This window comes from Halanaerobium sp. ST460_2HS_T2 (assembly GCF_003337665.1).
GTDB lineage: Bacteria > Bacillota > Halanaerobiia > Halanaerobiales > Halanaerobiaceae > Halanaerobium > Halanaerobium kushneri.
This window is the reverse complement of sequence record NZ_QPJF01000034.1, coordinates 14,457-29,501: the sequence shown is the minus strand read 5'-3', so window position 1 is coordinate 29,501 and position 15,045 is coordinate 14,457. Positions and strand designations below refer to the sequence as shown.

Annotated in this window: 15 protein-coding genes and 1 riboswitch; all 15 genes read right to left on the bottom strand. The window is 35.9% G+C overall.

Going from position 1 to position 15,045, the window contains the following annotated elements:
• Positions 1–79 precede the first annotated feature (79 nt).
• Entirely contained in the window at positions 80–589 is a 510-nt protein-coding gene (locus DFR80_RS13450; RefSeq protein WP_114490284.1) for a phosphatase PAP2 family protein, read from the bottom strand.
• A gap of 401 nt (positions 590–990) precedes the next feature.
• Complete coding sequence (gene ychF, locus DFR80_RS13445) at positions 991–2,082, bottom strand: redox-regulated ATPase YchF (RefSeq protein ID WP_076546003.1); 1,092 nt, start codon at positions 2,080–2,082, stop codon at positions 991–993.
• 24 nt (positions 2,083–2,106) lie between these two features.
• A complete protein-coding gene (locus DFR80_RS13440; RefSeq protein ID WP_114490283.1) occupies positions 2,107–2,286 on the bottom strand; it encodes a DUF951 domain-containing protein in 180 nt (59 codons plus the stop codon).
• Positions 2,287–2,361: 75 nt separating this feature from the next.
• Positions 2,362–2,913, bottom strand: a complete 552-nt coding sequence (locus DFR80_RS13435) for a tetratricopeptide repeat protein (RefSeq protein ID WP_114490282.1) — start codon at positions 2,911–2,913, stop codon at positions 2,362–2,364.
• A 229-nt stretch (positions 2,914–3,142) separates the two neighbouring features.
• Positions 3,143–4,576: an aminomethyl-transferring glycine dehydrogenase subunit GcvPB gene (gene gcvPB / locus DFR80_RS13430; RefSeq protein WP_114490281.1), complete on the bottom strand. Its 1,434-nt coding sequence runs from the start codon at positions 4,574–4,576 to the stop codon at positions 3,143–3,145.
• On the bottom strand, positions 4,577–5,914 hold the full coding sequence (gcvPA, locus tag DFR80_RS13425; protein WP_114490280.1) for an aminomethyl-transferring glycine dehydrogenase subunit GcvPA: 1,338 nt from the start codon (positions 5,912–5,914) through the stop codon (positions 4,577–4,579).
• Between the two features lie 2 nt (positions 5,915–5,916).
• Positions 5,917–6,300, bottom strand: a complete 384-nt coding sequence (gcvH, locus tag DFR80_RS13420) for a glycine cleavage system protein GcvH (RefSeq protein WP_076546008.1) — start codon at positions 6,298–6,300, stop codon at positions 5,917–5,919.
• 63 nt (positions 6,301–6,363) lie between these two features.
• A complete protein-coding gene (gene gcvT, locus DFR80_RS13415) occupies positions 6,364–7,437 on the bottom strand; it encodes a glycine cleavage system aminomethyltransferase GcvT (protein ID WP_114490279.1) in 1,074 nt (357 codons plus the stop codon).
• A 98-nt stretch (positions 7,438–7,535) separates the two neighbouring features.
• A riboswitch (glycine riboswitch) is annotated at positions 7,536–7,618 on the bottom strand.
• A 56-nt stretch (positions 7,619–7,674) separates the two neighbouring features.
• Complete coding sequence (locus DFR80_RS13410) at positions 7,675–8,361, bottom strand: DUF554 domain-containing protein (RefSeq protein WP_076546010.1); 687 nt, start codon at positions 8,359–8,361, stop codon at positions 7,675–7,677.
• Between the two features lie 49 nt (positions 8,362–8,410).
• Positions 8,411–9,259: a ParB/RepB/Spo0J family partition protein gene (locus tag DFR80_RS13405; RefSeq protein WP_114490278.1), complete on the bottom strand. Its 849-nt coding sequence runs from the start codon at positions 9,257–9,259 to the stop codon at positions 8,411–8,413.
• Complete coding sequence (locus DFR80_RS13400) at positions 9,252–10,013, bottom strand: ParA family protein (RefSeq protein ID WP_114490277.1); 762 nt, start codon at positions 10,011–10,013, stop codon at positions 9,252–9,254. Before DFR80_RS13400 ends, DFR80_RS13405 begins: the two co-directional genes overlap by 8 nt.
• A 33-nt stretch (positions 10,014–10,046) precedes the next feature.
• A complete protein-coding gene (gene noc / locus DFR80_RS13395; RefSeq protein WP_076546013.1) occupies positions 10,047–10,853 on the bottom strand; it encodes a nucleoid occlusion protein in 807 nt (268 codons plus the stop codon).
• A gap of 116 nt (positions 10,854–10,969) precedes the next feature.
• Positions 10,970–11,701, bottom strand: a complete 732-nt coding sequence (gene rsmG / locus DFR80_RS13390; RefSeq protein WP_114490276.1) for a 16S rRNA (guanine(527)-N(7))-methyltransferase RsmG — start codon at positions 11,699–11,701, stop codon at positions 10,970–10,972.
• The gene (gene mnmG / locus DFR80_RS13385; protein ID WP_076546015.1) at positions 11,691–13,598 is read right to left on the bottom strand and encodes a tRNA uridine-5-carboxymethylaminomethyl(34) synthesis enzyme MnmG; all 1,908 of its coding nucleotides are present in this window, start codon (positions 13,596–13,598) and stop codon (positions 11,691–11,693) included. Before mnmG ends, rsmG begins: the two co-directional genes overlap by 11 nt.
• Positions 13,599–13,619: 21 nt before the next feature.
• Complete coding sequence (gene mnmE / locus DFR80_RS13380) at positions 13,620–15,014, bottom strand: tRNA uridine-5-carboxymethylaminomethyl(34) synthesis GTPase MnmE (RefSeq protein ID WP_114490275.1); 1,395 nt, start codon at positions 15,012–15,014, stop codon at positions 13,620–13,622.
• Positions 15,015–15,045: the final 31 nt, after the last annotated feature.

Genomic DNA, 15,045 nt, shown 5'->3' with positions numbered 1-15,045 from the left:
TAATTCCAATTATAAGGAGTTTTTCTATTTTAAGCAAGTATTTTCGCTGAAAATAGAACTTGACATTTATTAAATATTTTTATGCAATGCTAGTGTTAATTTCTATTATTTTTACAGTAAGGACAATTATTATAGACCCAATAATATCCGAAGGATAATGTACTCCCACCATAATTCTTGTCAGAGCAGTTATCACCGCCATTATAGTCATTAAAATGCCCAGCTCTAAGCTAATATTTAAAACAGCAAGCGAAATAATCAATGAACTTGCTGTGTGGGTACTGGGAAAAGAGTGGTCCTCTCTCTGCTCAACGAGGCTTTTTAACTTAAACTCTGCAAAAGGACGCTGGCGATTATATAAAGTTGGAATAACTTTAACTATCAGATATACAGCAGCCGGAATCAGTATAAAAGCTTTGAGTCTGGCATCTTTGTTATAAATGAGCCAACCACCAACCGCAAAATAGATCACGGAAAAAAACTTAGAAGAAAATTTTGTAATAAAAACTGCCAGCTCTGAAATCATTTCATGGCTGACAGTAAAATAATAGAGTACAAAAAATATTTTTTGATCAATTTTTTTTAACATAATAATTGCCTCTTAACTTTCCTGCCCCTTTAGAAAAATCAGCTTTTGATACTCTAAAAAGATTATTACTTTTCTAATTCACTACTTTAATCAGAATATACAAAGAGATTATCAATAATATAATTTATGAACTCAATCGGAGTAACTTTTTTTAATACACTATAGAGAGATTATCACCTCTTTATTTTATGAATTCAATCGAAGTAGATTTTTAAACTTTATATTAGAGAGATTATCAACAGTATAATTTGTGAATTCAATCGAAGTAACTTTTTTGGGAATTAAATGCGTATAGATTTTTCAAAATACACTCAAACTCCACAGCTACATTAGAAAAATCAGCCTTTAATTCATCAAAAAAGTGTTAGCGGAGATTGTAACAAATTATACTGTTGATAAGATCAGACATTAAACCTAAAGTGGCAGATATCTCCATCCTGCATTATATAATCCTTACCTTCAAGGCGCAGCAATCCTTCTTCTCTTGCCTCAGCCATTGATCCCACTCGTTTTAAATCTTCAAAACTTACAATTTCAGCTCTGATAAAACCTTTTTCCATATCACTGTGAATCCGACCTGCTGCCTGAGGTGCTGTCGAACCTTTTTCTACTGTCCAGGCTCTGCATTCTTTTTCTCCTGCAGTTAAAAAAGTAAGCAGGTTTAATAATTCATATCCGGCTTTAATTACTCGATCCAGCCCGGAATCATTAAGTCCTAATTCTTCTAAAAACATATCTTTTTCGTCTTCATCAAGTTCTGCAATATCAGCCTCAATTTTAGCGCTAATTTCAACCACCTTGGCACCATCACGCTCAGCGTGTTCTTTTACATCTTTGACTAATTCATTCTGACCGGTATTAATATCTTCTTCATTAACATTAGCCAGATAAATAATAGGTTTAGCACTTAATAACTGCAATTCTTTAACCAGTCTCTCTCCAGTTTCTGAAAGATCAAGCTGACGAATATTTTTTCCTTCTTCCAGAGCAGCTGAAATTTTCTCCAGTGATTCAACTTCCCTGAGATATATTTTATCTCCACTTTTAGCCTGTTTTTTAGATTTTTCCAGTCTTTTTTCTACTTGAGTTAGATCAGCCATCATTAATTCTGTATTAATAATATCTATATCTCTATCCGGAGAAATTTTACCATCAACATGGGTTATATTTTCATCATCAAAACAACGTACCACCTGAGCAATAGCATCTACTTCTCTGATATGAGCTAAAAATTTATTGCCCAGACCTTCTCCGCGACTCGCCCCTTCCACAAGTCCTGCTATATCAACGAATTCAATCACTGTTGGAGTTTTCTTTTCAGGCTGATATTTTTCTGCCAGCCAATCGAGCCGCTCATCCGGTACAGGTACAACACCAACATTAGGATCGATTGTGCAGAAAGGATAATTTGCTGCATCAGCTCCAGCTTCTGTCAGAGCATTAAAAAGAGTCGATTTGCCTACATTCGGCAGTCCAACGATTCCTATTTTCATTTAAAAATCTTCCTTCCTCAATAATTAAAGTTTTTTCTTAACGCTTTTTTCAAATTTATTTCTTGGTAACATAATTACTCTCTCACAGGTCTCACATTTGGCTTTAAAATCCATGCCAACCCTTATAATTTCCCAGGTTTTACCCCCACAGGGATGTGTTTTTTTAAATTCTACCCTATCACCTACTGAATAATTTTTCGGCATTTAAAGACCCCTTCCTATAATAGACTTAACCAGCAGTAATATTTACTAAAAATATAATTAATTATATTTTTAAACCTATGTTAAAAGAAAATAAAGAATAGTAATTAAAGTGATTACTAAAAAGATAACAAAAAGACAGCCTGGATCCTTATAAAAAGGCTTATCGGCATTTAAATGATAGCTGAAACTTCCTCTTTTTCTTGCCTTTTTTAGATATTTAATAGATTCCGAATAATTCCCTTCTTCACAATAAATTACACCTAAATTATTATAGGCAGGTCCATAATCCTCATCTACTTTAATCGCTTTCTGATAAAGTTCTTTGGCTCTCTTTGAATTACCCAATTCTCTAGCTATACTTCCCAGATTGGTAAGAGCAGGAGCAAAGTCTGGATCCTGCTGCAGTATTCTATTGAGCAGTGATTGAGCCTGATTAAAATCTTTTTTATAAATATGAATAACGGCCTTTTTATTAAGAGCAGGCACAAAACCGGGTTTTTCTTCTAAAAACTGATCAAGCAGATTTTCAGCTTTTTTTCGTCTCCCCTTTTCCATTAGTTCAACACATTCCTGGTAAAGTTTTTTATTTTCTTCTTCCAGCTGATTTTTATAAATTTCTTCTCTCATTTTTACCCCCACTTTTAATTAACTTCAATTTAATATTATATCATATAGATACCTAAAACTGCAAAAATGGCCCTCAACAGGGCCATTTTTAAATATCTTTTTTTATGTCCAGGAAATTATACCTAATATTTTTTGGGGATAAAATTTTTAGTTTCATAATTTCCGATATCAACATAATATTACCTTAATGTATTAAAGATATCCTGAGGATATTTTATTCTTACATTTATTACCAGTGTAAATCAGGATTTCTAGCAGCTTCTGTTTCATTTAGTTTTCTAACAATGGTGGAATGCGGTGCATTTTTTACTATTTCAGGATTCTCTTTTATTTCCCGGGAAATAGTTAGCATTGTCTCTACAAAATGATCTAGAGTGCCTATGTTTTCAGTCTCTGTTGGCTCTATCATCATTGCTTCCTTTACTACAAGTGGGAAATAGATAGTAGGAGCATACTGATCATAATCCAGTAATCTTTTCGCTATATTTAAAGTCGAAGCTCCTTCTTCTTTCTGACGGCTGCCAGATAGAACAAACTCATGCAAGCTATCTTCAGCATATGGAAGCTCAAAATCATTTTTTAGCTTTGCCTTTAAATAATTAGCATTTAAAACAGCATTTTCGGTTGTCTCTTTTAGGCCGCTGCCACCTACAGTTTTAATATATGACCAGGCTCGGAGCATAACTCCATAATTCCCATAAAAACTGTGGACCTTACCAATTGATTTTGGGCGCTGATAATCCCAGTAATATTTTTCTTCATCTTTTTTTAATAAAGGCTTCGGCAGATAAGGAGCTAAAAAGTCCTTAACACCAACAGGTCCAGATCCAGGGCCTCCTCCTCCATGAGGAGTTGAAAATGTTTTGTGAAGATTAAAATGCATTAAATCAAAGTCCATCAGTCCCGGCTTGGCATAACCCATAATTGCATTCATGTTTGCACCATCATAATATACCAGACCACCAACTTCATGAACCATCTCAGTTATCTTTAAAATATCTTCTTCAAAAATACCAAGTGTATTTGGATTGGTCAGCATCAGTGCTGCAGTTTTTTCATCCAGAGCCTCTGCCAGCGCATCAAGATCAACCATCCCCCTCTCATTTGAGGCAATTTCAACCACATCAAAACCAGCCATTGCTGCACTGGCCGGGTTGGTTCCGTGAGCTGAATCAGGAACAATCACCTTAGTCCTTTCTTCTTCACGATCTGCAAAATACTTTTTAACTATTAAAAGCGATGTGAATTCCCCATGAGCCCCTGATGCCGGTTGCAACGTTATCTCATCCATAGCACTAATTTCTGCCAGATCAAGTTTTAACTGGTACAACAACTCCAGAGACCCCTGCAGCTGTTCTACAGGCTGGTAGGGATGAATATTTGTTAAACCTGAAATTCTGGCCACTCTTTCATTTCTTTTGGGATTATATTTCATCGTACAGGATCCAAGGGGATAGATACCCGAATCAACACCATAATTCATCTCACTTAAAGCTGTATAATGTCTAACCACATCAACCTCACTTACTTCCGGCAGCTCTAAATCTTCTCTTAAGTAATCAGCTAAATTTTCGGCAAGATTGCTTTTTTCCACCTCAAGCGGAGGTAGAGAGTATCCTTTTCGTCCCGGACTGCTGTAATCTTTTATTAATTTTTCCTCCACTTAAAGCACCTCCAGTTTTTCTACTAATTTATCCATTTCTGTTTTTGTTCTTTTTTCAGTAACACAGACTAAAATTCCTTCACTGCCAAGCTCTTTTAGGTCATAACCGGCAATTATATCAGACTTCATTAGCTCATTAATTAATTCTGTACTGTCTTTTTCAGATTTTAAAACAAATTCATTAAAAAAATTCTCTTTATTTAAGACCTGATAACCAGCCAGCTGATCAAGTTTAGCAGCTAAATAGTGTGCTTTATGATATGACTGTTCTCCTACTTCTTTAAGACCTTCTTTGCCCATTGTTGAGAGATAAATTGTAGCCATTAAAGCATTTAAAGCTTCATTAGTACAGATATTAGAAGTTGCTTTTTCGCGGCGAATATGCTGCTCTCGGGTCTGTAAAGTTAAAACAAAACCCTCTTTACCTTCAACATCAGTAGTTTTACCAACAATTCTACCAGGAAGCTGTCTTAACATCTTCCTATCATCCCGACAGGCCATAAAACCAAGGTTTGGTCCCCCATAATTAAGACCGCTGCCCAGACTTTGAGCTTCTCCCACTACAATATCAGCTCCAAAATCGGCGGGAGCTTTTAATAAGCCAAGTAAAATTGGATTAGCTATTATTAACAATAAAGTCTTTTTGTTATTTTTTACTATCTTTGAAATTGATTCCATTTTTTCGATAGAACCATAAAAATTTGGATACTGAAGCACAACTACAGCTGTTTGATTATCAATTTTTTCCTCAATTAAAGCGGGATTAATAATTTGATTTTCACTTTCTAAATCAATAAAATCAAGATCTACCCCTGAACCATAAGTTTTTATAACTTCTCTGTAGGCAGGATTTATTGTATCCGGTAAAATAACCCGTGCTTTTCTTGTTATTCTGGCAGCCATAGTAACTGCTTCTGCTGCTGCTGAACCTCCATCCAGCATTGATGCATTAGCAATTCCCATACCTGTTAGATCACAGATCATGCTCTGATATTCATAAATGGCTTCCAGAGTCCCCTGACTCAACTCTGCCTGATAAGGTGTATAGGCTGTATAAAACTCCGAACGAGAAATTAATGCATCAATTATTCCGGGAACATAGTGATCATAGGCTCCAGCCCCCAAAAAAGAAATCTGTTGATCAAGGCTTTTGTTCTTAGCTGCCTGTGCCTGAGCCTTTCTCATTAATTCCATCTCAGAAATTCCTGCTTTGATTTTTAATTCATCATCTGCTGCTACTGCTTCTGGTATCATCTGAAAAAGATCTTTAACTTCTTTTATTCCAATCTCCTTCAGCATTTTGTTTTTTTCTGCTGCTGTATTGGAAATATAGTCCATGCTTATTCCTCCTCTATGAATTCAGCATACTCCTCAGCAGATAAAAGTTCATCCAGTTCGGAATCATCAGCCGGATCAACTTTAATTAGCCATCCTTCACCATAGGGGTCATCGTTAATAAGTTCCGGATTATCAAGTAAATCTTCGTTAACTTCTATTACTCTGCCGCTAACCGGTATAAAAGTGTCAGAAACAGCTTTAACCGACTCTAAAACCCCAAAGCTATCATCTTTATCGAATTCTTCGTCAACTTCTGGTAATTCTACAAAAACAATATCACCCAGTTCCTCCTGCGCAAAATCAGTAACTCCGATTACCAGATAATCTTCTTCTTCTCTAACCCACTCATGGTCCTCCGAATAATATAAATCGTCTTTTACACTCATTTTTATTCCTCCTTTTGATTTTTAATACAGAATCCAATTGCTTTAATTATTATATTTATAGTCCTAAACAAAAGGACCTTTTACTACCTCAGCTTTAATTTTTCTGCGCCTTACTTTAATTTCAATTTGACTGCCAGCTTCTGTATAATCATTATTTATATAAGCAAGACCTATTCCTGTTTCTAAAGTTGGTGAATAACTTCCACTGGTTACTTCTCCAATTTTTTCTTCACCCACATAGACTGGATAACCATGGCGGGCTACACCTCTACCCTGAATTATAAATGGAGTTAATTTCCGCTGACAGCAGTCTTTTTTAATCTCACTCAATCTATTTTTACCGATAAACTCTTCTTTATTTATTGAAACTGTCCAGCTTAATCTGGCTTCAAAGGGGTTGGTGCTTTCATCTATATCATTACCATAAAGAGCATACATTTTTTCAAGTCTAAGAGTGTCTCTGGCCCCAAGGCCACAGGCTTGAAGTCCATAATCCGATCCTGCTTCCATCAACTCTTTCCACATTTTTTCAGCTGCTTCAGGATCAAAATATAGTTCATAACCAAGTTCTCCCGTATAACCGGTTCTTGAGATTATCATATTAACCCCGGCAACTTTAGCCTGCCTAAATCTATAGTAATCAATACTGTTTAAGTCGATATCTGTTAATTCTGTCAGTATTTTTTTCGAATCCGGACCCTGAAGAGCCAACATTGCATACTGTTCCGAAAGATTTTCAGCAGTTGTTCCTTCCAGCAGGTGTTTATTTATCCATTTAAAGTCCTTTTCAATATTAGAAGCATTTACAACCAGCAGATACTGGTCTTCCTGCAGACAGTAAACCAGTAGATCATCAATTATTCCTCCATCTTCTTTACAGATAGGCGTATATAATATTTTACCCTTTTCAAGTTTGTTTAAATCATTTGTTATAATATGCTGCAGTGATTTAAATGCATTCTTACCTCTAACAAGAATCTCTCCCATATGTGAGACATCAAAAAGACCACATTTTTTTCTGACAGCTTTATGTTCTTCAATAATCCCAACATATTCTACTGGCATTTCCCAGCCACCAAAATCAGTCATCTTTGCTCCCATATCCTTATGTATCTGATTGAGCGGAGTTTTTTTCATTAATTTATCCCCCTTTTTATGAGTTAAAAAGCAAAAACAGGAAGTCGGAAACTAATCCGACTCCCTGTTCATAAACTATCAAAAAATGTCCAGAGTTACGTCCAGCTGAATTCTTTTTGCCTGAGAGTTTCGGTTCCCCTTGCTCCTTCGGCGCCACTATGGTCTCTCATTCAGCCTTCACCCGTTTTATTTAATTCTATGTATTAATTATATATTATTTTTTTAAATATTGCAAAATTAAAATACAAATGCTGTTAGAAAAATAGCAACCAGCAGTGCCGGCAGTAAGTTTCCGGTCTTAATCTTACTAACGCCCAGCATATTTAAACCGATAGCTGTAATTAAAAGTCCTCCGCTGGCTGTCATTATCCGAATCATGTCTTCAGTCAAATATACAGCTGCCCAGCCCGCTGCTAAGGTGATACTCCCCTGATAAATTAGTATCGGAATAACTGAAAAAGCAACTCCTATCCCTGTGCTTGCAGCAAAAGCAATTGAAGTTATCCCATCCAGCAGGGATTTTGTAAATAAGATACTGGGATCTCCATTAAGACCATCCTGAATTGATCCCATAATTGCCATTGCCCCAACACAGTAAATTAAACTGGCCTGAACAAAACCCTGTACAAAAAGGTCATCTTCTCCCCCAAATCTTTCTTTTAAATGTTCACCAAATTCATTTAACCTTGTTTCTAACCCCATTAATTCTCCAATAACCGCACCAATCACCAGACTAAAAATAACCAGCAAAATATCTGGATCCTTTTCAATACTAAAAGCCATTTTCATTCCAATTAAAATTACAGCCAGACTAATCCCATGGATAACAGTGGTTTGAACTTTTTCGGGGAATTTGCCGCGAAAAAGCACTCCAATAGTACTTCCAGTCAGTACAGACGCCACATTAACTATAGTTCCTATCATTATATCACCTATCTACTCTCTTCTATATATATTTGTTTCACATGAAACACTACTTGATTTTTTTCATCAGATTATTTAATTTTTCAACACTATCAATTTCAATAGTCAATAAATTATTCTTCTTTCGCTGCTTAATTTTAACCTTTGTCCCTAATTTTTCCCCTAATTCCTCTGCTGCCTGCTGCCAGATTGGAGAAAGCTCACTGCTTTCTTTTTTCTTTTCTTTATTTTTTAGAGGGTTTTTAAGTTTTTCAACATAATTTTCTGTTTCCCGAACTGTTAAATCCTGAATTATTATGTTTTCACAGGCTGCAACCTGGGTCGATTCTTTTTCTAAAGATAAAAGAGCCCGGGCATGACCAATTGTTATTATTCCCCGTTCAAGATGATTTTTAACTTTATCAGCAAGCTTTAATAATCTTACCATATTTGAAACATTAGAACGACTTTTGCCGACCTGTTTTGCCAGATCTGCCTGAGTTATATCAAAATTATCCAGCATTTCCTTATAAGCCTTTGCCTCTTCAACCGGATTTAAATCCTCTCTCTGTATGTTTTCAATTAGCGCAATCTCAAGCATTTCCTGATCATCAAAATTTCTAATTACCGCTGGTATTTTATTTAACCCAACCAACTTTGAGGCCCGCCACCGCCTCTCTCCTGCTACAATCTGATATTTTTCTGCTTTTATCTTGCGTACTGTAATTGGCTGAATAACTCCTTTTTCCCTAATTGAGTTTGCCAGTTCCTTCAAAGCATCTTCATCAAAATTACTCCGCGGCTGAAAGGGGTTGGCCTCAATTTGATCAACAAAAATTTCTTCAACTCTACTTTGATCAACATTCTCCTCATTATTTATGAGCGCACTTAAACCTTTACCCAGTCTTTTTTTACTCAAGAGAGATCACTTCCTCTGCTAATTTTCTGTATGCTTCTGCCCCTTTTGAAGAGGAGCTGTAGTCTAAAATTGGTTTTCCAAAACTTGGTGCTTCACTTAAACGAACATTACGAGGAATTATCGTCTCAAAAACCAGTTTAGAAAAATAATCTTTAACCTCATCTATTACCTGCTCCGAAAGATTGGTCCTTGCATCATACATTGTCATCAAAACTCCTTCAATTCTTAAATCAGAGTTTAAGTTTTTGCGAACAAGTTCAATAGTGTTCATCAGTTGGCCCAAACCCTCTAGCGCATAATATTCACACTGAATAGGAACCATTACACTATCTGCAGCTGTTAGAGCATTCAATGTTAATAATCCCAGAGATGGAGGACAGTCAATAATAATATAATCATAATCCTGATCAAGGTTTTTTAATGATTTTTTAAGTCTGCTTTCTCTGGACATGATAGACACAAGCTCTATTTCAGCCCCTGCCAGCTCAATATTAGCAGGAATAATATCCAGATTCTGACTCTCGCTCTGCAAAATTGCTTTTGCAGGTGGCTCAGACTCGATCAATAGGTCATAGATTGTATATTCTACCTCCGACTTTTCGATTCCCAGGCCACTGCTTGCATTTCCCTGAGGGTCAATATCAATCAATAAAACTTTATTGCTTTTTTCTGCCAGGCCAGCACTCAAATTAACTGCTGTTGTGCTCTTGCCGACCCCACCTTTCTGGTTGACAATTGCAATTTTTTTAGCCATCATTTCACCTCTTTGTGAATATCATTTAATATTTCACTTTTTATTAGATAGTTTAATATAATATTCTATACTATCCTGTTCATCATTACGCTCATAATCCACCGTGATACCGGAATCTTTAATTTCTTTAATTCTTTTTTCCAGAGAATTTGCAAAAAGTCTCAGATCATCAGAAATATGCTTGATCTTCTTTTTTGCCTTTTTTGGCTGCTTTCTTTTTTTAATAAGTTTTTCAGCCTCTCTTACGTTCAAACCTTTACTGCTTATTTCTTCAACCACTGCTAGCTGTTCTGAAGCAGAGTCTAATTGCAAAAGTGCCCTGCCATGACGCTCACTTAAATCAGCTGTCAGAATTTTTTCTCTGATTTGAGAAGGTAAATTTAATAAGCGCAGTTTATTTGCAATTGTTGACTGACTTTTTGAAACTCTTGCCGCCAGTTCTTTCTGTGTTAAATTAAATTGATCTATAAGTCTTTGATAAGCATGTGCTTCTTCTAAAAAATTCAAATCTTTGCGCTGTAAATTTTCAATTAAGGCTATTTCTGCCATTTGTTGATCATTAAAATCTTTTATTACTGCCGGAATCATTTCCCTATTTAGAAATCTGGCAGCCCTGAGCCTTCTTTCTCCGGCAATTAGTTCATAACCATCCTCTTTTTTTCGGACTGTAATTGCCTGGATTAAACCAAAATTTTTAATCGAACTGGCAAGTTCTTCAATCTCAGCCTGATTAAATTCCTGACGGGGCTGAAATGGATTGACTTTAATTTTTTTTGTTTTTATTTCTACAATCTGATCCCTGTTTTTTTCATTTTCCTGATTAAAGAAAGGAATTTTCATTCATGATTACCCCCACATAAAAATATATTTCTCTAAATTACTTAAATATCCTTTATTAATATTTAAAATTTAAGCCAGAGTTAAGTTATTTCCTAAACTATTTCCCGGGAAATAACTTATAAGGGGCGTTTTTTCGGAATTCCAGCCCTGCGAGGAAATTTGACTGGAGTTTTAGAAACTTTTTCAACTATAACTAAATAACGTTCTGCCTCCAGTCCAGGTACATCAAGCTCTATAACCTCTTTTATTTGAGCCCCTAATGTTTTTAGCGCAGTCTCAGCTTCCTTTATTTCTGCTTTATATTCAGGACCTTTATAAAGATATGCAAGAGCCCCCACTTTTAAAAAAGGAACTGCATATTCGAGTAATACATTTAAAGAAGCCACAGCTCGTGAACAAACATAATCATAAGAAGCTCTCCATTCATCAATTTGAGCCAGATCTTCAGCTCGGCCGTGGCTGGCATCAATACCCTTAAGACCGAGTTTATAGATTAACTGGTTTAAAAAATTAACTTTCTTAGCTGAAGAGTCAAGTAAATAGAAACTGTCTCCTGGCAAAAATAGTTTCAAAACCATACCCGGAAAACCAGCTCCAGTTCCTATATCAAGCCATCTTTTTCGACCATCAAAATTAAGCTGCTTTAAAATAACCAGTGAATCTAAAAAATGTTTTTTAATAACAGCATCTGCTTCAGTTATTGTACTTAAATTATATTTTTTATTTTCTTTAATAAAGAAAAGATAATATTCCCACAGCTGTTCGAGCTGTTCACTGCTGTAGGAAATATCTAAAGCTTCAATTCCTGCTTTTAACTGCTTAATAAATTCATTTTTATTATTCTCCACTCTGCTCCTCCTTTTTAGTTCTATTATACTGCTCTAAATAAATCATCAGAGCAGAAATATCAGCTGGAGAAACACCAGAAATTCGGGACGCCTGACCAATCGAAAGAGGTCTAATCTTATTTAACTTTTCTCTCGCTTCAAGACGCAGGTTATCAAGCTGATTATAATCTAATTCTTCAGGTATTGTCTTTTCTTCCATTTTTCTAAACTGCTCAACCTGTGCCTGCTGGCGCTCAATATAGCCTTTATATTTGACCTGAATCTCTACCTGTTCCTGAACATCCTTCTTAATTTCCGGCAGGTCATCAGCAAAAAATTCAAGATCCGGATAAGAAATTTCTGGTCGGCGGAGTAATTTTTCCAGGCTGACCGGTTTGCTTAAGTTTCCGCTACCTAACTCTTCCAGTCTGGCTCTTACTTCTTTGGTAGGATTAACCTGATTTTCATCTGCTCGCAAATAATTTAAGGCTTTTTTTACTCCTTCCATTTTCTCCTGATAGTTATTATATCTCTGATCACTTACAAGACCAATTTTTCTACCAAGAGGTGTTAAACGTTGATCTGCATTATCCTGTCTTAATAACAGTCTATATTCAGCTCTAGAAGTCATAATTCGATATGGCTCCGGAGTTCCTTTTGTTACTAAATCATCAATTAAAACACCAATATAGGCCTGTGATCTTTTCAAAATTAATGGTTCTTTATCCTGAAGACTTAAAGCAGCATTGATTCCAGCAATCAAACCCTGACCAGCAGCCTCCTCATAACCGGAACTTCCGTTAATCTGTCCGGCTGTATAGAGTCCCTTTACTTTTTTTAGTTCCAGATCCAGTTTTAATTCTTCCGGATCCACACAATCATATTCAATTGCATAACCCGGTCTCATAATTTCTACATTTTCCAGGCCGGGTACTGTTCTTGCCATCTCAATTTGAACATCATAGGGTAAGCTGGTAGAAAGACCGGAAACATAGTACTCATCTGTTCCTAGGCCTTCCGGTTCAATGAACAACTGGTGCCTTCCTTTATCAGGAAATCGAACCACCTTATCCTCAATTGACGGACAGTAACGGGGTCCTACACCATCAATTACACCACTAAATAATGGTGTCCTCATTTTATTATCACTGATAATTTTATGAGTTTCTTCTGAAGTATAGGTTAAATAACACATTGCCTGTTCTCCAGTTAAAGGATCAGATTCAAAAGAAAAGCTTAATCCTTCCTCACCGGGCTGAGGCTCCATCTTTGAGAAATCCATAGATTTTTTACTTACTCTGGGGGGAGTCCCTGTTTTAAATCTTCTTAAATTAATCCCCAGCTCTTTTAGACTTCCCGAAAGTTTATTTGCAGGATACTGCTGATTAGGGCCAGCATTAAATTTAGCCTCACCAATTATAATTCTTCCTTTTAAAAAGGTTCCTGTTGTTAGTACAACTTTTTTACCCGGAAAAAATATACCGGTTTTAGTTACAACACCTTTAACTTCTCCATCTTCGACAATTATATCTTCTGCAATTTGCTGTTTTAAATCTATATTATCTTCCTGTTCCAGGACCTGTTTCATTCGTTTGTGATACTCATCTTTATCTGATTGTCCCCGCAGACCGTGAACCGCCGGCCCCTTACTTGTGTTAAGCATTCTAATTTGAATCATTGTTTCATCCATATTTCTGGCCATTTCTCCACCAAGTGCATCAATTTCTCGCACAATATGAGATTTACCTGGTCCCCCCAGAGAAGGATTACAGGGCATAAATGCAACATGATCAAGACTAACTGTAAGTGTTAATGTTTTTAAACCCATTCTGGCAGGTGCCAGAGAAGCTTCACAGCCAGCATGGCCGGCTCCTATTACTATTACATCGTATTCTTTTGGATATTTATGAAAATCCATTATATCTCTCCCTCTTAAGATTTATTTTCCAAGACAAAAATCATTAAATATTCTATCTAAAATGTCATCAGCAACAGTTTCTCCTGTTATTTTTCCAAGCCCATCCAGACAATCCTTTAAATCTATTGTTAAAAAATCATAGGGCATATTTGTTTCATGTGAAACAATTACTCTTTCAATTGCTTCTTCTGCCTTAACCAGAGCATCACGATGTCTGCTCTGAGTAATTACTGCTTCCGCGTCTAGATCAATTTCCTCATCAAGAATTTCTGCTAAAATATCATCTTTTAATTCATTTAAACCTTCTTCTTCCAAAAGTGATATCCAGAGTACACTGTGCTCAGAAAATTCATTCTCTATCTTTTCTTTTTCAATCACAGCCGGCAGATCAGTCTTATTAACAATTACAATCAGTGGTTTATCTTTAATTAATTTATAAATTTCTCTATCTTCTGCTGTAATACCCTGATTTATATCAAGCATAAAAAGTACCAGATCTGCTTTTTCAGCTGACTTTCTTGTTCTTTCAACTCCAATTTTTTCTACAGCATCACTTGTTTCTCTAATTCCTGCTGTATCAATAATTTTTAAAGGAATTCCCTGCAAATTAACAAATTCTTCAATAACATCCCTGGTTGTCCCCGGAATATCTGTAACAATTGCTCTTTTTTCCTCTAAAAAATAATTTAAAAGGCTTGATTTCCCTACATTTGGTTTTCCTACAATTACAGTTTTTAAACCTTCTTTGTAAATTTTACCCTGTTTACTGCTTTTTAATAACTTTTCTATTTCTTCTTTAATATAATTAAATCTAGCTCCGAGTTCAGATGGTGAGAAACCCTCTATTTCATCCTCTGGATAATCTATAGCGGCTTCCAGATGAGCCAGAGTTTCTACAGCTTCCTCTTTTATCTGATCAACTTTTTCGGAAAGTTTTCCGTTCAACTGATCAACAGCCAGATCCAGACTTTTTTCTGTTTTAGAATTTATTACTTCGATTATAGCTTCTGCCTGAGCCAGATCAATCCTGCCATTTAAAAAAGCTCTCTGAGAAAATTCCCCCGGTTCAGCCAGTCTGGCACCATATTTTAAGCTTAAGTCCAGCACCGCTCTCAGAGGAGTCATTCCCCCATGGCAATCAAATTCCAGAACATTTTCTCCGGTGAATGAATGCGGTTTTCTCATCATAATTGCTACAACTTCATCAATCATTTTCTCAGATTCTGGTTCCACAATTCTTCCATAATGAGCTGTATAAGTTTTCTGATCAGCCAGCTTTTTCCCTTTTTTAACTGATCTAAATATTTTATCTCCAATTTGATAGGCCTGAGGTCCACTGATTCTTATTTTACCGGTACCTCCTGTACCAAATGGAGTTGCAATTGCTGCAATAGTATCTTCTTTTAATATATCCAATCTCAACACCTCCTAAAAGATAACCCAGCAG

Coding starts and splice junctions, on each gene's coding strand:
- mnmG (WP_076546015.1), bottom strand. CDS start 13,598: ATGGATTTTCATAAATATCCAAAAGAATACGATGTAATAGTAATAGGA.
- noc (WP_076546013.1), bottom strand. CDS start 10,853: ATGAAAATTCCTTTCTTTAATCAGGAAAATGAAAAAAACAGGGATCAG.
- DFR80_RS13400 (WP_114490277.1), bottom strand. CDS start 10,013: ATGGCTAAAAAAATTGCAATTGTCAACCAGAAAGGTGGGGTCGGCAAG.
- DFR80_RS13410 (WP_076546010.1), bottom strand. CDS start 8,361: ATGATAGGAACTATAGTTAATGTGGCGTCTGTACTGACTGGAAGTACT.
- gcvH (WP_076546008.1), bottom strand. CDS start 6,300: ATGAGTGTAAAAGACGATTTATATTATTCGGAGGACCATGAGTGGGTT.
- DFR80_RS13435 (WP_114490282.1), bottom strand. CDS start 2,913: ATGAGAGAAGAAATTTATAAAAATCAGCTGGAAGAAGAAAATAAAAAA.
- DFR80_RS13440 (WP_114490283.1), bottom strand. CDS start 2,286: ATGCCGAAAAATTATTCAGTAGGTGATAGGGTAGAATTTAAAAAAACA.
- DFR80_RS13450 (WP_114490284.1), bottom strand. CDS start 589: ATGTTAAAAAAAATTGATCAAAAAATATTTTTTGTACTCTATTATTTT.
- gcvPA (WP_114490280.1), bottom strand. CDS start 5,914: ATGGACTATATTTCCAATACAGCAGCAGAAAAAAACAAAATGCTGAAG.
- ychF (WP_076546003.1), bottom strand. CDS start 2,082: ATGAAAATAGGAATCGTTGGACTGCCGAATGTAGGCAAATCGACTCTT.
- gcvT (WP_114490279.1), bottom strand. CDS start 7,437: ATGAAAAAAACTCCGCTCAATCAGATACATAAGGATATGGGAGCAAAG.